The sequence below is a fragment of the Pseudomonas sichuanensis genome (assembly GCF_024749065.1).
In the GTDB taxonomy this organism is placed as follows: Bacteria; Pseudomonadota; Gammaproteobacteria; order Pseudomonadales; family Pseudomonadaceae; genus Aquipseudomonas; species Aquipseudomonas sichuanensis.
Genome location: NZ_CP087185.1, coordinates 982,004 through 1,000,723 on the forward strand (window position 1 = coordinate 982,004; position 18,720 = coordinate 1,000,723).

Genomic DNA, 18,720 nt, shown 5'->3' on the forward strand with positions numbered 1-18,720 from the left:
GAAACCTTCGATGAAAAAGTTCTTCAGCCTGATCGCCACCCTGCTGGTGCTGACTGCTGCCGTGGTGATCGGCCGCCAGTTGTGGCTGCACTACATGACCACGCCCTGGACCCGCGACGGCCGGGTGCGCGCCGACATCATCAATGTCGCCGCCGACGCGCCGGGCTATGTGGTGGATGTACCGGTCAAGGACAACCAGCGGGTGAAGAAGGGCGATGTGCTGATCCGCATCGACCCTGAGCACTACCAGCTGGCGGTGGACCAGGCCAAGGCGCTGGTCGCTTCGCGCAAGGCCACCTGGGAAATGCGCAAGGTCAACGCCAAGCGCCGTGCCGACATGGACAACCTGGTGATCTCCAAGGAGAACCGCGACGACGCCAGCAACATCGCCAACTCGGCGCTGGCCGACTACCAGCAGGCCCAGGCCCAGCTGGCGGCGGCCGAGTTGAACCTCAAGCGTACGCAGATCGTCGCCACCGTCGACGGCTACGTGACCAACCTGAACATCCACAAGGGCGACTACGCCCGCACCGGCGAGGCGGTGATGGCGGTGGTGGATGAAAACTCGTTCTGGGTGTACGGCTTCTTCGAAGAGACCAAGTTGCCCCATGTGAAGGTGGGCGACGTGGCCGAGTTGCAGATGATGAGCGGCGAGCGCCTGCGCGGGCATGTGGAGAGCATCGCCCGGGGTATCTACGACCGCGACAACCCGCAGAGCCGCGAGTTGATCGCCGATGTGAACCCCACGTTCAACTGGGTAAGGCTGGCGCAGCGGGTGCCGGTGCGGATTCATATCGATGAGGTGCCGGACGGCTACCTGCTGGCGGCGGGGACGACCTGTACGGTGGTGGTGAAGCCGAGCGAGGATTGACCCAGTTCTTGCGCTGACGCCATCGATGCATTGGCAGGCAGGTGTCAGCGCTTGAGGGTGGCGTTGAATCGAGTTGTTGCTGCGGTAGCTTCCTGCAACAACTGGTCCCAGTCATCAGGAGGGTGTCCGCTACCCAGCATGCGGCGAAACACTCTGTAGGCATCGTCACTGCTTTCGTAAGCGCGTTTGCTGTCGTCATCGTTTACCCAAACCAGCACGATGATCCGGCTCGATGCGTGATAACGGAAAAACAGTCGATATTGCTGGAAGAACTTTGCGCGAAACCAGTGCCTGTGAGCCTCTCCCAGCGAATTGCCCTGGCGGTACTCGGATTTGGTTGGATCGATTGCAATACCATCGAAAGCCAGGCGAATGATTGCAGTCAGTCGTTTCCAGGCATTTTTCTTGGTGTAGCTATCGGGGGCTTTGCGCTTGATGACCTCCAGTTCGTTCTTCAGCTGGTCCAGCTTGTCGAGGAACATGGGGTGCGCGAACACCGTCCAGCCAGTTGAAGAAACGGGGGGGAGGTCAGCATCGGTCATTCATCATCCGCCGAAAGAGGTTGATCCAGATCGAGTTCTTCATCGCCAACCAGTGCTTTCAGGCGAGCGACAAACTCTGCATCGACAACCTTCAAACGTTGCGGATTCGTGGCGATATCCCGGGCCAGGAAATCCAGGAACTGCCCCACGGCGGGGTCTTCCTCGGCGGTCTCTGCGCGGGTGAGTATCACCGCTCCGTCGGGGCGGATCGAGTAGTGAATCTTGTCTCGCTTTTTCAGGCCCAAGGCGCGGCGAACGGTTTCGGGGACAGTGGTCTGGTAGCGCTCGGTCAGGGTCGACTCGGCTTCGAAGGTAGTGGCCATGATCATAGGTCCGCGAGGGGGAATATCGAGCAAGGTAATGCGAGTGCATTACCTGGTCAATGCAATGGCATTACCTCGTGTGTACTGCCTGATCAACGGTTTTCGGGATCAGGCAGCCCCGACCAGCACGGGCACCTGCACCCGGTCGATGACTTTGGCACTGATTGACGGATCCAGCAGCCTTCCGAGCCGCGACAGGTGGCGGTGGCCGATGATGATCAGCTCGCATTCCAGCTCGCTGGCCTTGGCGACAATCGCCTCCACCGGCGGCGCGGCGACCATGCAGCCCTGGCTGTCGAACCCGGCTTCGCGCAGGGTCTTCACGGCGTTGCTCACGGCATGTTCAGCCAACTGCTGCTCATCGCAGGCGGCGGGGTATTCCTCCAGCTCTTGCTCGGTGTAGGCCGTGCGCTGCTCGTGCACGGCGAAGGTCGCGTCGATGGCCAGCAGCACGTGCAAGGTGTGTTCGCCCGGGCGGCAGTAGCGGTGGGCGAGGTCGAGCAGGGCATGGCTGGCGGGGGACGCGTCGATGGCGATCAGGACCGGGGAGGGCATGCGCAATCCTTTGGAAGATGGGTGGCAGTGCTGGCCTCTTCGCGGGCAAGCCCGCTCCCACAGGGATGCGCGTCAACCTGTGGGAGCGGGCTTGCCCGCGAAGAACCAGAAGGCATTCTCGAGGTTTTCACCCCACCGAATAAATGGCCCACCACGCACGACGTCGTTGCGCCAGACGCAATCCACCAACCTGATACCATCGCGTTTCCCACAGCTGTCACGGAAAACGGCCATGCAACTCCCGGACATGAACCTGCTCGTCGCCCTCGACGCCCTGCTCGACGAAGGCAGTGTGGTCGGTGCCGCCCAGCGCATGAACCTGAGCCCGGCGGCCATGAGCCGCACCCTGGGGCGTATCCGCGAGGCCATGGGCGATCCGATCCTGGTGCGCGCCGGCCGTGGCCTGGTGCCGACGCCCCGGGCGCTGGCCCTGCGCGACCAGGTTCGGGCGCTGGTGGAGCAGGCCGGGTTGGTGTTTCGCAGTGGCGACGAGGTCGACCTGGCGAACCTCGACCGGGCCTTCAACATCCGCACCAACGACCTGTTCATTGCCCTGTACGGCGCGCGCCTGCTGCACATGATGCTCGAACAGGCACCCAACACCGTGCTGCGCTTCGTCCCTGAGCACCAGGGCGACGACGACCTGGTGCTGCGCCACGGGCAGATCGACCTGGTGGTCAGTTCGAGCATCGACATGGGGCCGGAGATCAAGGTGCAGAGCCTGTTCGACACCTGGTTCGTCGGGCTGGCGCGGGGTGACCACCCGATCTTCGACGCCGAGATCACCCCGGAGCGCTTTGCCCGCTACCCGCAGATCAGCGTATCGCGACGCGGGCGGGCCAACGGCCCGATCGATGTGGAGCTGGGCGCCCATGGCGTGCAGCGCAGGGTAGCGCTGATCACGCCGAGCTTTCATTCGGCGATGTTCTCGTTGCCGGAGTCGGACCTGATCCTGCCGATGCCGGCGAACATCCTCGGCAGCGTGGCCAAGTTCGGCCTGCCGTTGCGTTCGTTCGATATCCCGGTGCCGCTGGAGAAGGTGCGGGTGATGCAGGCCTGGCATCCACGATTCGACAACGACCCGGCGCATCGCTGGTTGCGCCGGACCATGCGGGCCTGCTGCGCGGGCGAGCCCATGCCAGCCTCAAGCCTTGCGCATCCCCTGTAGGAGCGGCCTTTTGTCGCGAAAGGGGCGCGCAGCGGCCCCCGGATTTCGGCGATCACGCTAAGATCGCCGGGCTGCTTTGCAGCCCATCGCGACACAAGGCCGCTCCTACAGGGGATGCGCGATTTCCATGGATTGCGTCTGACGCAACATAAACCTGCCAACAAGTCAGTTTTCGTCAGCATTCGACCTTCTTAGACTTCCCCCAGCCCTGAATTTGTTGCTGGAGATGTCATTCCATGAGTTCCCTGACCGCGCCCTCTGCCGCGCTGGCCGCCGCCCCCGCGCCGGCCGCCCCTGTGCAGGCGGCGTTCGGCCTGCGGGTGGTGGTGGGGCTGTTCGGCGTGTTGTTGGCGGTGCTGTGCGCCGGGCTCAACGAGTCGGTGACCAAGATTTCCCTGAGCGACATCCGTGGCGCCATGGGCATCGGTGCCGACGAAGGTGCCTGGCTGCTGGCGGTGTACAGCGCCGCCTCGGTGTCGGCCATGGCCTTCGCCCCGTGGCTGGCCACCACCTTCTCGCTGCGCCGCTTCACCATGTCCGCCGTCGGCCTGTTCGCCGTGCTTGGCCTGATCCAACCCTTCGCGCCCAACCTGCACAGCCTGATGCTGCTACGCGTGCTGCAGGGCTTCGCCTCCGGTGCCCTGCCACCGATGCTGATGAGCGTGGCGCTGCGCTTCCTGCCACCGGGCATCAAGGTCTACGGCCTGGCCTGCTACGCCCTGACCGCCACCTTCGGGCCCAACCTGGGCACACCCCTGGCGGGCCTGTGGACCGAATACGTCGGCTGGCAGTGGGCGTTCTGGCAGATCATCCTGCCCTCCTTGCTGGCCATCGCCTGCGTGGGCTGGGGCCTGCCCCAGGACCCGCTGCGCCTGGAGCGCTTCAAGCAGTTCGACTGGCGCGGCGTGCTGCTCGGCCTGCCGGCGATCAGCAGCATCGTCCTTGGCCTGTCGCTGGGCGATCGCTGGGGCTGGTTCGATTCGCCGCTGATCTGCTGGCTGCTCGGCGGCGGCCTGCTGTTGCTGGTGCTGTTCATGTACAACGAATGGTCCGAGCCGCTGCCGTTCTTCCAGCTGCGCATGCTGTCGCGGCGCAACCTGAGCTTTGCTCTGGTGACACTGGCCGGGGTGCTGATCGTGCTCTCTGGCGTGGGCAGCATTCCGTCTGCGTACCTGGCGCAAATCCAGGGCTATCGCCCGGCGCAGACCAGCCCGCTGATGATGCTGGTGGCCATGCCGCAACTCATTGCCCTGCCGTTGACGGCGGCGCTGTGCAACATCCGCGCGGTGGACTGCCGCTGGGTGCTGGCGCTCGGGCTGGCCATGCTGGCGGCGTCGTGCGTGGGCAGCAGCCTGCTGACCTCGCAGTGGATCCGCGGCGACTTCTACCCCTTCTACCTGCTGCAGGTGTTCGGCCAGCCGATGGCGGTGCTGCCGTTGCTGATGCTTTCGACCAACGGCATGACCCCGCAGGAAGGCCCGTTCGCCTCCAGCTGGTTCAACACGGTCAAGGGCCTGTCGGCGGTGATCGCCGGTGGCCTGCTCGATGCCCTGGGCACCGTGCGCCGGCATTTCCATTCCAACCACCTGGTCGACCGCCTGGGCAATGCGCCACTGATCGACGACAACACCGCCGGCCTGGCCAAGCGCATTCATGACCAGGCTCTGGTGCTGACCTCGGCCGACCTTTACCTGGTGATGGCGGGCTTCGCCGTCGCCCTGATCTGCCTGATCCCCTTCGTGCCTACCCGCATCTATCCACCGCGTGCGGTGGCCTGAGCCTGTGGATGAATTCGAGACATTGAAATGACCAACAACCGCAAAACCCTGTTCATTGGCTCGGTGCTGGCCGTGGCCGTGCTGGCTGGCATCGTCGGCCCCTGGATGTTTGGCAGCGACCACCGCCAGAGCACCAACGATGCCTACATCACCGCCGACTACACCGTGGTCGCGCCCAAGGTGGCGGGCTTCATCAAGGAGGTGCTGGTAGAGGACAACCAGCAAGTCACCGCCGGCCAGTTATTGGCGACCATCGACCCGCGTGACTACCAGGCCGCCCTCGATGCTGCCCAGGCCCAATTGCTGGTGGCCAAGGCCCAGAGCCTGGATGCCCGCGCCACCCTGGAACGTCAGGCTGCCGTGATTGCCCAGGCCGAGGCGGCGGTGAAAGCGGCCCAGGCCGAAGCCGCCTTCGCCGACCACGAAGTCACCCGCTACGGCCGCCTGGCCGAGCAGGGCGCTGGCACCGTGCAGAATGCTCAGCAGGCGCGCAGCCGGGTCGACCAGGCCCGGGCACGGCTGGCCAACGTACAAGCGGCGCTGGTGGCCACGCGCAAGCAGGTGGACATCCTCAGCGCCCAGGTGGCCAGCGCCGATGGCCAGCTTAAACGTGCCGAAGCGGGGCTGGAGAAAGCCCAGCTGGACCTGTCCTACACCCGCATTACCGCGCCGGTGGACGGCATGGTCGGCGAGCGCGCCCTGCGCGTGGGTGCCTACGTGAATCCGGGGGCGCGGTTGCTCTCGGTGGTGCCGCTGGAGCGCGCCTATATCGTCGGCAATTTCCAGGAAACCCAGCTGACCCACGTGCAGCCGGGCCAGCCGGTGAGCATCAGCGTCGATACCTTCTCCGGTGAAAAGCTGCACGGTCATGTCGAAAGCATCGCCCCGGCCACTGGGGTGACCTTCGCGGCGGTCAAGCCGGACAACGCCACCGGCAACTTCACCAAGGTGGTGCAGCGCATCCCGGTGAAGATCGTCTTCGATGACGGCCAGCCGCTGCTTGCACGCCTGCGGGTGGGCATGTCGGTGGAGGCGACCATCGATACCCAGGGGGACCGGCTCGACGGCAAAGAGGTGACTGCGCGATGAGTGGGCAGGTTGAATTTTTCGCGGCCGATGGGGCTGCTGCGCAGCCCTTTCGCGGCGCAAGGCCGCTCCTACAAGGGATCGCGGTCGCCTGTAGGAGCGGCCTTGTGCCGCGAAAGGGGCGCGCAGCGGCCCCCGTGCTGCTAGCCATGCTGCTGGCCGGCTGCACCCTGGGCCCGGATTTCCAGCGCCCGAGCAGCGAAGCGCCAAAGGAGTGGGCCGCCCTGCAAGGCGAGGCTGCGGCCAGCCAACCAGTGGCTGAGCCGTTGGAGCTGCGTTGGTGGGACAGTTTCCATGATGCGCAGTTGAGTGCGCTGATCCAGAAGGTCGCCGAGCGCAACCTCGACCTGCAGATGGCCAGCGCGCGCCTGCTGCAAAGCCGCGCCCTGCGCAGCACCGTGGCCGCCGACGAAATGCCTTCGGTGGACGTGAATGCCGGCTACAGCCGTGCGCGCAACAGCGCCGAAGGTTTGAGCGATCCGTCGGGCAAGGCGGGCAAATCGGCCTTCAACCTCTGGCAGGGCGACCTGGTCGCCGGCTGGGAGCTGGACCTGTGGGGCCGTGTGCGGCGCCAGGTCGAGGCGGCCGATGCCAGTGTCGAAGTGGCTGAGAACGACCGCCGTGGGGTGCTGCTGGCCTTGCTGTCGGAAACCGCCGGCAACTACATCCAACTGCGCGCCGTGCAGCACACCCTTGAGGTGACCCAGGACAACCTCAAGGTTGCCCGTCACAGCCTGAAACTGTCCGAAGACCGCCAGGCCGAGGGTGTTGCCACGCGCCTTGATGTGGCCCAGGCCAGCGCTCAGGTGGCGTCGATCGAGTCGCGCCTGCCCAGCCTGGAAGCCCGCCGCGACGACCTGATCAACGCCCTCAGCCTGCTCGCCGCCGAACCGCCGCGCAGCTTGCAGGCCGAGTTGCTGCAGGGCGGCGAACTGCCCACGCCGCAGCAGAAGTTTGCCATCGGCTTGCCGTCCGAACTGGCCGAGCGCCGCCCGGACATCCGCCAGGCCGAAGCTCGCCTGCATGCGGCCACCGCCAGCATCGGCGTGGCCAAGGCCGACTTCTACCCGAGCATTCGCCTGTCGGGCAGTGTCGGTTTCCAGGCCATGCAGTTGTCCGATTTCGGCGCCTGGGATTCACGCCGTTTTGCCTTTGGGCCGCAGCTGTCGCTGCCGATTTTCGAGGGTGGGCGGCTCAAGGGCACGCTGGAGCTGCGCGAAGCCCAGCAACAGGAAGCGGCGCTGAACTACCGCAAGGTGGTGCTGGGCGCCTGGCATGAGATCGACGACGTGCTGCGCCTGTACAACGCCAGCCAACTGCGCCGCGACCACTTGGCCGAGGCGGTGCGGCAGAACCGCATCGCTTTGGAGACTGCGCAGCGCCAGTACGTGGAAGGGGCGGTGGACTTTCTCAATGTGCTGACCGTGCAGGGTGCGCTGCTGGCCAGCGAAGAGCAGTGGATCGACAGCTCGGCGGCGGTGTCGCAGGCGCTGGTGGGGTTGTACAAGGCCCTGGGTGGCGGCTGGCAGGCGTTCGACCAGGAACTGTGTTCGCCAGCGCGCCACATACCCTGTGGGAGCGGCTTTAGCCGCGAAGCAGGCAACGCGGTGGATGGCACCGGCTCTGCCGGTGTTCGCGGCTAAAGCCGCTCCCACAGTTCGATGAGGGGCGACTTGTCCCGCGATGGCTTCAGAGCGGTCGCAACAATCCGAACCGCTTGCGCAGCACCCAATCCAGCAGCCTCTGCGGCAGCACCCGCGCCATCAACGGCAACGCCGTGCTGCCATTGCCGATACGCACCAGCGCCGGCACTGGCGACTTGCGCGTAGCGGCCAGCAAGCGCTGGGCAAACACCGCCGCCGAAGTCGGTCGATCCTGCGAAGCCCGCGCCCGGGCCTGCACCTGCTCACGCAACGGCCACCACGGTGAATCGCTCGCCAGCACCTGTTCTGCCTGTTGCTGGGCATTGCTGGCGAACTGCGAGGCAATCGCCCCCGGCTGCACTTCCATCACCCGGATACCGAACGGCGCCAGCTCCAGGCGCAGCGCGTCGGTCAGCCCATGCACCGCCGCCTTCGAGGCGCAGTAGGCACCGGCGAATGGCGTGACCAGCACGCCCGAGACACTGCCGATGTTCACCACCAGCCCACGCGAACGGCGCAGCAGCGGGAACAGCGCACGGGTCACGCCCACCAGGGCGAAGACGTTGGTTTCGAACTGTTGGCGCATGGCCTCGACACCGCCGTCGAGCAGTGGGCCCATGGCGCCGTAGCCGGCGTTGTTGATGAGGATGTCGAGGCCGCCGTGGCGGTCTTCCAGCTCGTCGGCCAGGCGGGTCAGTGCCTCGCTGTCATTCACATCCAGTTGCCGTGCGGCGAAGCCGGCGGCGAGCAGGGTGTCGACATCGTCGAGCTTGCGGGCGGTGGCCCAGACTTCGTGGCCGGCATCGCGGAAGGCGTCGGCCAGGGCGCGGCCGATGCCGCTGGAACAGCCGGTGATGAGGACGGTGGTCATCTTTGAGGCCTTTCATGAAGGGAGGTTTGTGTTGGCTGTTCTGGCCTCTTCGCGGGTAAACCCGCTCCCACAGGTATCGCACAGGCCTTGAATACTGTGGGGTACCTGTGGGAGCGGGTTCATCGAAGCGTCGAACCGCCGCGAAGAGGCCGGTACAGGCAAAGCATCAATTGGCGAATGTACCCTGCAGATGCTCGGCACGAAACTCCAGGGTCTGCGGCCGATACCCCGAACGCAGCGGCGGCAACGGCAGACAGTCGCTCCACTCGCTGCCCGGCTGCAATTCGCCCGGGCCGCGATAGCGCGGTGCTGCATAGGTGTTCTCGGCAAGGTTCACGGTATCGCCCGGGGCATAGGCGCCCACGCGCCAGCGCAGCTCTGACAGGGGGACGTTGTTGCCGTTCTTCATGCGCACCTGCAGGGCGCGGTCGGCGGGGCATTGATCGGGGGCGTAACTCAGACGCAGATCGAGGCGCGCCAGTTGCGACGCTTCGCGGTTGTCTTGCCAGGCGACGCCCAGTGCCACCAGCCCCAGGCCGCACACGGCCGCCAGGGAAATCGGCAGGGCCTTGGCCGGGTAGCGCAGCAGCAGGACCAGCCAGGTGAGGACGAGCAGGGCGCCGATGATCATGGTGGAGCAGGCCTTGGTGGCGGGGGTTTGACCATCTTGAAGCGGCAAGCTGCAAGCTACAAGCGGCAAGAAAGAGCGGAGCGGCGGTGAATCGGAAATCGTCGACTCAACGCAGCCCTGCTTTTTCTTGCCGCTTGCCGCTTGCCGCTCTTACTGCGCGATGGTCTTCACCGATACCCCACGCTCCACCGGCGTGGAAGTACGCCCATACACATCCTCGAAGCGCTCGATATCATCCTCGCCCAGGTAGCTCCCGGACTGCACTTCGATGATCTCCAGCGGGATCTTGCCTGGGTTGCGCAGGCGGTGCACCGAGGCGATCGGAATGTACGTGGACTGGTTCTCGGTCAGCAGGAACACGTTCTCGTCACAGGTCACCTCGGCGGTGCCGGACACCACGATCCAGTGCTCGGCGCGGTGGTGGTGCATCTGCAGCGACAGCGCGGCGCCCGGCTTGACGGTGATGTGCTTGACCTGGAAGCGCCCGCCCATGTCCACCGAGTCGTACGAGCCCCACGGGCGGTACACCTCAAGGTGGTTCTGGGTCTCGCTGCGGCCCTGGGCATCGAGGGTGTTGACCAGTTGCTTGACCCCCTGAACCTTGTCCTTGTGGGCGATCATCATGGCGTCCTTGGTCTCAACCACCACGATGTTCTCAAGGCCGATCACCGACACCAGCTTGCCGTTGCCGTGGATCATGCAGTTGTGGCTGTCCTGCACCACCACGTCGCCCTTCGTGACGTTGCCGTTGTCGTCTTTTTCGTGCACGTCCCACAGCGACGACCAGCAGCCCACGTCGCTCCAGCCGGCCGACAGCGGCACCACGCAGGCGCGCTGGGTCTTTTCCATCACGGCGTAGTCGATGGAGTTGTCCGGGCAGCAGGCAAAGGTGGCTTCGTCGATGCTCAGCACATCGTCCGCTTCGTCACTGCGTTCCAGGGCCAGCAGGCAGGTGTCGTAGATGTCCGGGTCGTGTTTCTTCAGCTCTTCGAGGAAACGGCTGGCGCGGAACAGGAACATGCCGCTGTTCCAGAAGTAGCCGCCGGCACGGACGAACTCGGCGGCGCGCTTTTCGTCGGGCTTTTCGACGAACTGCGCCACCCGGGCCACGCCTTCGGGCAGCAACGCATCCTGGCTTGAGCGGATGTAGCCGTAGCCGGTCTCGGGCTTGGTCGCCGGCACGCCGAACAGCACCATCTCGCCGCGCTCGGCGGCCACGGTGGCCAGGGCCAGGGCGCGTTGCAGGGCCTTCTGGTCCTCGATCACGTGGTCGGCCGGGAGCACCAGCATCAGTTCGTCACGGCCTTCGTTGACCAGCTTCATGGCGGTCATCGCCACCGCCGGTGCGGTGTTGCGGCCGAAGGGCTCCATGAGGATGGCCTGGGTTTGCAGCTTCAGCGCGCCCAACTGCTCCTGGACGATGAACTTATGGTCCTTGTTGCAGACCACGATGGGCGTGTCCATGCCGTCGAACACCAGGCGCTGGATGGTCTGCTGGAACAGCGTGTGCTCGCCGGTCAGGGCCAGGAACTGCTTGGGGAACTGCTTGCGCGACAAAGGCCACAGACGCGAACCGCTACCACCAGAAAGAATTACCGGGATCATGTTGTTTCTCCAATAAGGTCGTTAAGAGGCAGGGATCAGTTAGTGGACACTGGGCGGGTGACCCAGACCGGCGACAGGCTGCTGCCGGAGCCGGTGACATACAGCACGGCCGCTTCGCCGCGCTCCAGGGCGACGGGTTTGACGTCGCCGACTTTCTTGTCGCCTGCATACAGCGCGAGGTTGACCTTCACCGGGTTGATCTCGCGCTCGCCACGGCCCTTGGCCGCCACCGGCTTGACCACTTCGGTCTTGCCGTCGGCGGTTTTCAGGGTCAGTTGCTGGTCGCTGAGGTTCTGCACGCGGACCAGGGCTTTCTGCTTGTTCTTGAACGGCGGCTCTTCGATCAGCTGCGGGTTGCCGCTGGCGTTGTTGACCAGGGTGTAGTACTTGTCGGCGGCCAGCTTGACCGGGACGTTCTTGCCGCCGACCTGGGCGGTGTAGTCACCGCCGGGCAGGAAGCTGAAGTCGCTGCTGGCCTGGGCGCCGACATGCTTGATCTGGGTATTGCCCACGCTTGCCGCAGTAGGGCTGCTTGCGGCGTTGTACAGGCGCACGAAGGTCGAGCCTTTCGGCGCACTCGGGCCGTACAGGGCGGCGTCGGCACCGGCGAAGGCCTGCATCGAGGCCAGGGTCAGGCCGGCAGCGAGGGTGAGGGCTTTGGCAATGGAAGTCTTGGTGGTCATGTGCGTGTTCCTCTCTATCTTCAGTGGTCCGTCCGGTTGGACGACAGGGCCAGGTTTTCTTCGGATTTGCGGGAGTTCTTCAGCTGCGCGATCCACTGCGGATCGAAGGCGCTGAGGTCGTTCTTCATTGGCAGATATCGTTCGGGGAATTCCCACACCACAACCTGTGGCGGGGCGTTCTTGAAGGCGTCGCTTTGCAGGTACTTGAGCATCGGCAGCAGCGGGCCGTGGCCGTCTTCGGCGTAGTTGGCGACGTCGCTGCGCAGGGCCTGCTGCAGGGCGCCGAGGAAGTTCCAGTGCGGGTTGGCGCTGTAGCTGGTGCCCACCAACGCCACCGGGATCTGGCTGTCGTCGAACAGCGCGTCGTCGCCGCTTTCGCCTTCGGCCTGCACCGGTTGGGTCTTGCGCTGCTGCAGGGTGTCCGGGGTGGGCAGCAGGTTGCTGAACAGCGGGTCCAGCGGCAGGAAATTGGTCAAATCACCTTTGTACGGCGCGCTGGCGCCGGCCTCGGTGATGTACGCCTGGGGTTCGCCGCTGAGCAGGCCCTGGCGGTTGACGGCTTCGGCCAGGGATTGCGCGACCACCTCGGCGCCCAGCGGCGTCCAGTGGGTGTCGGTGCGCAGGAACACCTGGCCACGGGCCTTGGCTTGCTCCAGCGGGGCCAGCAGGTCGGGGGCGAACACATTGGCCTGGCGCACCTGGGCGTGGAACTGGTTGAACAGGTCATCGTGCAGGCTGGCCGGGGTCTCCTTGCCGAGGTACTCGGCATACAGGCGGGCCTTGGCCGGGACGATCGCCAGCACCAGTTGCACACCCTGGCGCTGCAAGGTGTCGCGGATGCCGCGCACCAGCGCCAGGTTGTCCTGCATCTGCTGTTGCGCGTCGACGGCGGGCTTGAACTCTTCGTCGCTGAACAGCCATTGGTCGCGGCCCAGCACCACGCCGGGGCGGCCTTCATTGAACAGCTTGAAGTCCAGCGCGGCCCACAGGTTGGTGCCGATGCGCTTGATCGGGAATTGCTCGTCGTAGTGGGTTTCGGCAGCTTTGGCCAGCTTGCCGTCGAGCAGGGTCATCTGCCCGGTGCGGGTGAAGCTGTCCAGGCCACCGACCGACCAGGCGCCCAGCCCGACCAACAGGCCCATGAACGACAGCGAGTAGGTGATGCGAAGTGTCCGGTTCATGTGTCGGGCCTCAGAACTGGAAGTACAGGAAGGGTGAGTAGCTCTGCGCCGAGAGCTTGAGCACCGAGGCGATGAACAGCAGCAGCACCAGGGCGCGGGTCATGATCCGCGTCCAGTCCAGGCCGACCGAGCCATCGGCGTTGATCTGCACCGGGGTGGCCCTGGGGGCAGGCGCGGCATTGCGGTAGAAGTCGCGCAGGCCGAAGAACGCCAGGCTCAGGTAGGCCACGACCAGGGTCGCGACTTGCAGGCCAGTGAGGTTGGCGCGGTTGAGTTCCGACAACTGCCAGTCGCCGAAGCTGAACATGGCGCCGTACATGCGGCCGGCCACGTGCAGGTTCTCGGCGCGGAAGATCACCCAGCCGACCACCACCAGCAGGAAGGTGAAGGCCCATTTCACCGGGTTGAAGCGCTGCGGGTTGGTGTCCAGGCCCAGTGCGCGTTCGATGGCCAGCCACAGGCCGTGCCAGGCGCCCCAGATGATGTAGGTGAAGTTGGCGCCGTGCCACAGCCCGCCCAGCAGCATGGTCAGGAACAGGTTGCGGTAGGTGTTGAAGGTGCCTTTGCGGTTGCCGCCCAGGGTGATGTACAGGTAGTCGCGCAGCCAGGTGGACAGGCTGATGTGCCAGCGCCGCCAGAACTCGGTGATCGACTGGCTGATGTATGGCTGCTTGAAGTTCTCCATGAAGCGGAAGCCCATCATCAGGCCCAGGCCGATGGCCATGTCGCTGTAGCCACTGAAGTCGAAGTACAGCTGCGCGGTGTAGGCCAGCGCACCGAGCCAGGCATCGCCGGTGGTGGGGTTCTGCAGGGCGAAGCAGTGGTCGGCGACCACCGCCAGGGTGTCGGCGATGAACACTTTCTTGATGAAGCCCTGCATGAAGCGGGTGCAGCCTTCGGAGAACTTGTCCAGGGTGTGGGTGCGGTTGTTGAACTGGTCGACCAGGTCCTTGAAGCGCAGCACGGGGCCGGCGATCAGGTGCGGGAAGATCGCCACGAACGCCGCGAAGTCGATCAGGTTGCGGGTGGCCGGGGTGTCGCCGCGGTACACGTCGATGATGTAGCTGATCGACTCGAAGATGTAGAACGAGATGCCGATCGGCAGCAGCACATGGGTGAGGATGAACGGCTCCAGGCCCATCGAGGTCATGATCGCGTTGAGGCTGTCGACCCCGAAGTTGGCGTACTTGAAGTAGCCGAGGATGCACAGGTCGACGCCCACGCCCAGCAGCAGCCAGCGCTGGGCGGGCTTGGTGCGTACGCCAGCGGCGCCCACCTTGAGGCCGATCCAGTAGTTCCACAGGGTCACGCCGGCGAACAGGGCGAGGAAGTCCACCCGCCACCAGGCATAGAAGATGTAGCTGGCAACCAGCAGCAGCAGGTTGCGATAGCGGTTCCCGCTCACGTAGTACAAGCCGAGGAAGACCGGCAGGAACAGGAACAGGAACACGTTGGACGAGAAGACCATCCCGGTTCTCCTAGTTATGCACAGCACCTGGGGCACAGCGCCCCCCAAACCCCCCAGCCGTGGACCGGGGAGCAACTTATTACTCTGTGGGAGCGGGTTTACCCGCGAAGCAGCCACCGAGGTGCCTGGCAAGGGCTTCGCCCTTGTTCGCGGGTAAACCCGCTCCCACAGGGATCTCCTATTTCTTTTGCTCTGCGCTCGGGTCGTAGACCCGGGTCAAATCACCGCCCAGCCTGAAGCTGTTGAACGGCTGCATGCCGTGCTTGCGCTTGAGGGTCTGGGCGTCGCAGCGGTACAGCTGGCACCAGGGTTCGAGCCAGGCGTACTTGCTGTCGATCTTCAGGTCGCCCATGTCCTGCTTCTCGCCGTTGCGGGTCTTGAACGCGCTGGGGTCTTTCGAGCCGTTCAGCACCTTCTCGCCCAGGCGGCGCAGGGCGTTGTTGTTCTCGCCGCGCACATCCACGCCATTGGCCTGGGCGAAGCTGGCGATCATCGCCAGCGGCGGCAGGGCGTAGTTGTGGTAGGCCAGGGCGCGCTGCTTGCGCTTGAGCTCGTTGGGCAGGAAGCCCTGGGCATCGACCTGGTTGGCGCCGACCCGGTATTCCTTCACGGCCCAGTCGAACAGGTCGCGCCGGTCGGTGGCCACGGCGGTGGCCATCACCGACCAGGCCGCCCAGTAGCTGTGGTTGTTGATCTTCTCCAGCGGCAGGTCGCTCCAGTCGCGCACGGTTTGCGAGGCCAGGCGGCCCAGCCATTTTTCGATGGCTTCGGCTTCGGCCTGGTGCGCGGCCAGCGGCTGCGAGTTGGAGAATTTCAGGCGCAACCACGAACCGCTCATGCTGCCCAGCGCCCATTTGCGCATGGACTTGCCGGTGTGGTTGTAGTCGGTGGACATCAGCGCGTCGGCGCGGGCCCAGCTGCCGAGCCAGTCCAGGGCGCAGTCGAGCTGGGCCGGGCGGCCGTCGCGCATGTACTGGCCGATCATCTTGCTCACGCCCTTCTCAAGGGTGGTGATGTCCTTGGTCGAGTCACGGAAGGCTTTTTCCGAGACGACATTGAGTGTCGCCCGGGCCTTGTCGGAACCCTCGTACTTGCTGCGAAACTGCAGCGAGCCGGTGTAGGGCCTGGGCGCCGCTTCGCAGCGGAAGTTGCCGTCGCCGGTCTTGAGCTTTTCGATGCCCTCGTAGTACCCCTGGGGCGGTACCAGCGCGGCCTGCGCCGCACCGCCGAACAGGGCGAGAGCGAGCAGGGCGGGAGCGGTCTTGTGGCTGATGGATGTCATGGTCGCCTCACTGGCCAGCTTGCGCGGTGTGTTGCGCGTTGCTTTCGAAGTTGTTGCGTTTGCACAGTTTCGCTTCGACTTTCTGGGTGCCGCTTTCCGGCCCCTGGACTTCCAGGGCCAGCAGGTTCTGGCCGGCCCAGTCTTCGTCCTCGCGCATCTGGAAGACGAAGCGGCCGTCGGTGTCGGAGGTCGAGGGCTTCTCGATCTTGATGTCCTCGTGGCGGCCATTGAGGTACCACAGGGTGGCCTGCAGCACTTTCACCGAGCTGTCCTCGAACTTGATGTCGAGCTGGTGGTTGCGGTTGACCAGGTCCTTGATCACGCCATTCCTGCCGTTGACCATCAGCTCGTTCTTGCCGGGCTTGAGGGTGGCGTTGGCGCTCATCTGCGCAGGGCGGCCGTCGCAGCCGTCGTCGAGCAGGCCGAGGATCTGCCGCCAGATGGTTTCCTGGTCCAGGCGGTACAGCGGGGAGAACTCCCAGATCAGGATCTTCGGTGGGTGGTTCTGGAACTCTTCGCTGCCCAGGTACTGGATCATCGAGCCCTCCAGGCCACCGCCGGGGAAGGCGACGTTGAGCACGTCGGCACCGATGTACTGCTCCAGAAAGCCCGAGAAGTTGTAGTTCTTGCCGCTGTGGCTGGTGCCCACCAGGGTGATCTGCGCGTTGCCCGAGTCGCCGAACAGGTCGTCGCCGCCGCTGGCGCCCTTGGGCTCGGTGGCGAACTGGTCCATGTACTGCACCGCGTAGCTGGTGCCGCAGAGCTGGCCGGCGACGTTGTGCAGGGTGCCGGTCTTGCCCATGCGCCCGGATTTTTTGGTCTCGAACTCCTTGCGCGGGATGCCTTCGAAGGCCGGCATGTGGTGCACGGTATCGGCCACGATCTTTGCCGCGCGCTCGGCACCGTAGGGCGTCCAGTGCTGGTCGCCACGGAAGTAGAAGTCCTTGCCCTGGTCGGCGGCGGCCAGTTGTTCGTTGGTCAGCGGCGACAGGTCGGGCACGTTGTAGCCCATCTTGGCGAAGCGGGCGAGCATGGCCTGGTAGTTGTGCAGGGCCTTCTGATAATTGAACGCGGCCTTCTCTTCGGGCTTGAGCATGTTGCGGTTCACCAGGCCACGGGTGGGCTGGTACACCACCACCAGCTCGACGCCGCGCTTCTTGAACGCGTCGTGCACCTGCTGCAGGCGTTTGTAGCCGCCGGGGGTGGTGTCGAACTCGGTGCGCAGGTCTTCACGGGTGCGGAACAGCCAGTCGCCCTGGGCTTGCACCAGGGTGGTGAAGTTCTGTTGGTAGCGCGTGGTATAGCGGCTGGCGTCATGGGCCTCGGGGCACAGTTGGCAGCAGGGCTCGGCGCTGAAGGTCGGCGCCTTGACGTCCTCGGCGCGCACGCCCTGGCTGATGGCCAGGAGGGCGGCGGACAGGCCGAGCAGTTTGATCAGGTGTGGGGTCATGGTCTGGGCTTCCTTAATCGATCATTTCGGTCTGGCGTTCGACCGGGTCGATCAGCACGGCCTTCTGCTGGCGCACCAGCAGGTCGAGGATTTCGTCCTGGCGCTCGCCCAGCACACCGTTGAAGCTGATGCCGTTGGCCTTGCGCGGCATCAGCATCGACACCTTGTACAGCTCCACCGACAGCGGCGAGTCGATCGACAAGGGGCCGGAGCCGTTGGCCGCCAGTTCACCGCCGACCACGATCAGCGACACCTTGGTGTCGAAGGGGTCGAGGGCGATGTCGCGGTCGGTGTCGGAGAGGTCCTTGATGTGCCCGTACACGCCCACCAGGCCATTGGCCATGGCGACGTTCTCGTACAGGCGGATGTTCACGCTGTTGCGCACGCGGATGCCGTGGCGGCGGTTGTTGATCAGCTTGTTGCCCCAGATCAGGTTGTCGCCGCTTTCGTACAAGGTGATGCCGTCGGTGTGGTTGCGGTAGATCTCGTTGTAGGCGATCAGGTTGTTGACGCTGTTACGGTCGATCACCACGCCCGAGAGCTTGTTGTCATAACTCTTGTTGTTGATGATCCAGCTGTCGTTGACCTCGCGGGAGACGATGATCCCGTGTTTCTTCTTGGTGCCGTACACGGTGTTGCCGGCGATGATCAGGCGGTGCGAGCGGTCGTGGGGGTCGATGCCGTAGACGATGTTGTCGCGGTAGGTGCTGTCCTTGACCACGAAGTCGCTGGTCTCGTAGCAGTAGAAGCCGTACCACATGTCGCTGAACTCGGAGCCTAAGATCCAGCCGGTGGGTTCCGGGCGGCCCATCTGCTTGGCCATGTTCGGCGTGTACTGCGAGATGCTCACACCGTAGGACTTGGACTTGGCGTAGCCGAAGCTGGCCATCTTGCTGTTGACGATGTAGGTCTCGGTGCCGCCCCAGCTGAGCAGGAACGGGCGGAACTCATCGGGCTTGCGGAAGGTTGCCGGGCCATTGGCCTGTTCACGCCAGCCGGTCACCTGGGTGTCGCTGACGAACAGCTTGCCGTCGTTGACGATGAACGCGCCGCCCTCTTCGGACAGGCGCAGCTCCTTGACCTTGCCGTCGATCTCCAGCACGCCCTTGCGCCCGACCACGATCGGCAGGCGCGCCAGGTATACACCCGGCGCGGTTTCGCGCAGGTACTGGTTGGGGACCTTCTTGCTCAGTTCCACAAGGTCGACATGCCCGTCGTCGATGAAGATCGCCTGGGGGATGCCGTGCTGGCGGCGCACCCATTCGGCGCCCTTGTTATCGCCGCCGATGAACTCCTTGAGGGTGTCCTCCTGGAGCATGCGGCGCACGCTGACCTTGCCCTTGTGCGCGCGGTCGATCTTCTGCTGCACGGCGGCGGCGGTGTAGCCGGACAGGTCGGGCAGCTTGGGCGGGTCCATCAGCAGCGGCTCGATCGGCGCGCTGGCAACGGTGTAGGTCTTGGCTTGTTGCAGCCCCTTGGCCATTTCCGGCTCGGCGGCCTGGGCCAGGCCTGCGGCCAGCAGCAGGGCGCTGGCCAGCAGGCTATGGCGAAGGTTCGGGTGCAGGTTCATGTCAAATCCTCTC

General features: G+C 64.9%; 16 protein-coding genes and 1 pseudogene. 5 read left to right on the forward strand and 12 right to left on the reverse strand.

What is annotated here, in order from left to right; all coding sequences use genetic code 11:
• Positions 1–10: 10 nt before the first annotated feature.
• Positions 11–871, forward strand: a complete 861-nt coding sequence (locus tag LOY51_RS04600) for an efflux RND transporter periplasmic adaptor subunit (protein ID WP_125462655.1) — start codon at positions 11–13, stop codon at positions 869–871.
• Positions 872–915: 44 nt separating this feature from the next.
• Here the strand turns inward: LOY51_RS04600 and LOY51_RS04605 are convergent, their stop codons facing one another.
• From LOY51_RS04605 to LOY51_RS04615, 3 genes are all read right to left on the reverse strand, one after another.
• Positions 916–1,413 (reverse strand): type II toxin-antitoxin system YhaV family toxin, encoded by a 498-nt coding sequence (locus LOY51_RS04605; RefSeq protein ID WP_125462656.1) that lies wholly within the window; start codon positions 1,411–1,413, stop codon positions 916–918.
• On the reverse strand, positions 1,410–1,736 hold the full coding sequence (locus LOY51_RS04610; RefSeq protein WP_125462657.1) for a type II toxin-antitoxin system PrlF family antitoxin: 327 nt from the start codon (positions 1,734–1,736) through the stop codon (positions 1,410–1,412). The genes LOY51_RS04605 and LOY51_RS04610 overlap by 4 nt, the downstream gene beginning before the upstream one ends.
• 108 nt (positions 1,737–1,844) lie before the next feature.
• Positions 1,845–2,291 carry a universal stress protein gene (locus tag LOY51_RS04615; RefSeq protein WP_125462658.1) on the reverse strand — a complete coding sequence of 149 codons (447 nt, stop codon included), beginning with the start codon at positions 2,289–2,291 and terminating at the stop codon, positions 1,845–1,847.
• Positions 2,292–2,523: 232 nt separating this feature from the next.
• Between LOY51_RS04615 and LOY51_RS04620 the strand changes: the two genes are divergently transcribed.
• The 4 genes and pseudogenes from LOY51_RS04620 to LOY51_RS04635 form a co-directional block, all read left to right on the forward strand.
• Positions 2,524–3,459 (forward strand): LysR family transcriptional regulator, encoded by a 936-nt coding sequence (locus LOY51_RS04620; RefSeq protein WP_125462659.1) that lies wholly within the window; start codon positions 2,524–2,526, stop codon positions 3,457–3,459.
• 236 nt (positions 3,460–3,695) lie between these two features.
• Positions 3,696–5,237 carry an MFS transporter gene (locus tag LOY51_RS04625; protein WP_258644900.1) on the forward strand — a complete coding sequence of 514 codons (1,542 nt, stop codon included), beginning with the start codon at positions 3,696–3,698 and terminating at the stop codon, positions 5,235–5,237.
• A gap of 27 nt (positions 5,238–5,264) precedes the next feature.
• Positions 5,265–6,326, forward strand: coding sequence for an HlyD family secretion protein (locus tag LOY51_RS04630; RefSeq protein WP_258644902.1), 1,062 nt, complete (start codon positions 5,265–5,267; stop codon positions 6,324–6,326).
• Between the two features lie 146 nt (positions 6,327–6,472).
• A pseudogene (locus LOY51_RS04635) lies at positions 6,473–7,867 on the forward strand (efflux transporter outer membrane subunit); the annotation flags it as partial.
• 145 nt (positions 7,868–8,012) lie between these two features.
• On the opposite strand, the gene LOY51_RS04640 reads toward LOY51_RS04635, so the two are convergent.
• The 9 genes from LOY51_RS04640 to algG all read right to left on the reverse strand — a co-directional run bounded on the left by LOY51_RS04640 (position 8,013) and on the right by algG (position 18,707).
• A complete protein-coding gene (locus tag LOY51_RS04640) occupies positions 8,013–8,837 on the reverse strand; it encodes an SDR family oxidoreductase (protein ID WP_125857504.1) in 825 nt (274 codons plus the stop codon).
• A gap of 166 nt (positions 8,838–9,003) precedes the next feature.
• Entirely contained in the window at positions 9,004–9,468 is a 465-nt protein-coding gene (locus LOY51_RS04645) for a multidrug transporter (RefSeq protein ID WP_125857505.1), read from the reverse strand.
• Positions 9,469–9,618: 150 nt separating this feature from the next.
• A complete protein-coding gene (locus tag LOY51_RS04650; RefSeq protein ID WP_258644906.1) occupies positions 9,619–11,073 on the reverse strand; it encodes a mannose-1-phosphate guanylyltransferase/mannose-6-phosphate isomerase in 1,455 nt (484 codons plus the stop codon).
• 35 nt (positions 11,074–11,108) lie between these two features.
• Entirely contained in the window at positions 11,109–11,756 is a 648-nt protein-coding gene (locus LOY51_RS04655) for an alginate O-acetyltransferase AlgF (RefSeq protein ID WP_258644913.1), read from the reverse strand.
• A 20-nt stretch (positions 11,757–11,776) separates the two neighbouring features.
• Complete coding sequence (locus LOY51_RS04660; RefSeq protein ID WP_258644914.1) at positions 11,777–12,937, reverse strand: alginate O-acetyltransferase; 1,161 nt, start codon at positions 12,935–12,937, stop codon at positions 11,777–11,779.
• A 10-nt stretch (positions 12,938–12,947) separates the two neighbouring features.
• The gene (locus LOY51_RS04665) at positions 12,948–14,405 is read right to left on the reverse strand and encodes an MBOAT family O-acyltransferase (protein ID WP_258644917.1); all 1,458 of its coding nucleotides are present in this window, start codon (positions 14,403–14,405) and stop codon (positions 12,948–12,950) included.
• Between the two features lie 178 nt (positions 14,406–14,583).
• Positions 14,584–15,687: a mannuronate-specific alginate lyase gene (locus LOY51_RS04670; protein ID WP_125857510.1), complete on the reverse strand. Its 1,104-nt coding sequence runs from the start codon at positions 15,685–15,687 to the stop codon at positions 14,584–14,586.
• Positions 15,688–15,694: 7 nt separating this feature from the next.
• Complete coding sequence (locus LOY51_RS04675; protein ID WP_258644921.1) at positions 15,695–17,137, reverse strand: alginate O-acetyltransferase; 1,443 nt, start codon at positions 17,135–17,137, stop codon at positions 15,695–15,697.
• A 13-nt stretch (positions 17,138–17,150) separates the two neighbouring features.
• On the reverse strand, positions 17,151–18,707 hold the full coding sequence (gene algG / locus LOY51_RS04680; RefSeq protein ID WP_125857512.1) for a mannuronan 5-epimerase AlgG: 1,557 nt from the start codon (positions 18,705–18,707) through the stop codon (positions 17,151–17,153).
• Between the last annotated feature and the right edge of the window lie 13 nt (positions 18,708–18,720).

Excerpts from the sequence above, each read along its gene's own strand:
- LOY51_RS04600 (WP_125462655.1), top strand. The coding sequence starts at position 11 with ATGAAAAAGTTCTTCAGCCTGATCGCCACCCTGCTGGTGCTGACTGCT.
- LOY51_RS04605 (WP_125462656.1), bottom strand. The coding sequence starts at position 1,413 with ATGACCGATGCTGACCTCCCCCCCGTTTCTTCAACTGGCTGGACGGTG.
- LOY51_RS04610 (WP_125462657.1), bottom strand. The coding sequence starts at position 1,736 with ATGGCCACTACCTTCGAAGCCGAGTCGACCCTGACCGAGCGCTACCAG.
- LOY51_RS04615 (WP_125462658.1), bottom strand. The coding sequence starts at position 2,291 with ATGCCCTCCCCGGTCCTGATCGCCATCGACGCGTCCCCCGCCAGCCAT.
- LOY51_RS04620 (WP_125462659.1), top strand. The coding sequence starts at position 2,524 with ATGCAACTCCCGGACATGAACCTGCTCGTCGCCCTCGACGCCCTGCTC.
- LOY51_RS04625 (WP_258644900.1), top strand. The coding sequence starts at position 3,696 with ATGAGTTCCCTGACCGCGCCCTCTGCCGCGCTGGCCGCCGCCCCCGCG.
- LOY51_RS04630 (WP_258644902.1), top strand. The coding sequence starts at position 5,265 with ATGACCAACAACCGCAAAACCCTGTTCATTGGCTCGGTGCTGGCCGTG.
- LOY51_RS04640 (WP_125857504.1), bottom strand. The coding sequence starts at position 8,837 with ATGACCACCGTCCTCATCACCGGCTGTTCCAGCGGCATCGGCCGCGCC.
- LOY51_RS04645 (WP_125857505.1), bottom strand. The coding sequence starts at position 9,468 with ATGATCATCGGCGCCCTGCTCGTCCTCACCTGGCTGGTCCTGCTGCTG.
- LOY51_RS04650 (WP_258644906.1), bottom strand. The coding sequence starts at position 11,073 with ATGATCCCGGTAATTCTTTCTGGTGGTAGCGGTTCGCGTCTGTGGCCT.
- LOY51_RS04655 (WP_258644913.1), bottom strand. The coding sequence starts at position 11,756 with ATGACCACCAAGACTTCCATTGCCAAAGCCCTCACCCTCGCTGCCGGC.
- LOY51_RS04660 (WP_258644914.1), bottom strand. The coding sequence starts at position 12,937 with ATGAACCGGACACTTCGCATCACCTACTCGCTGTCGTTCATGGGCCTG.
- LOY51_RS04665 (WP_258644917.1), bottom strand. The coding sequence starts at position 14,405 with ATGGTCTTCTCGTCCAACGTGTTCCTGTTCCTGTTCCTGCCGGTCTTC.
- LOY51_RS04670 (WP_125857510.1), bottom strand. The coding sequence starts at position 15,687 with ATGACATCCATCAGCCACAAGACCGCTCCCGCCCTGCTCGCTCTCGCC.
- LOY51_RS04675 (WP_258644921.1), bottom strand. The coding sequence starts at position 17,137 with ATGACCCCACACCTGATCAAACTGCTCGGCCTGTCCGCCGCCCTCCTG.
- algG (WP_125857512.1), bottom strand. The coding sequence starts at position 18,707 with ATGAACCTGCACCCGAACCTTCGCCATAGCCTGCTGGCCAGCGCCCTG.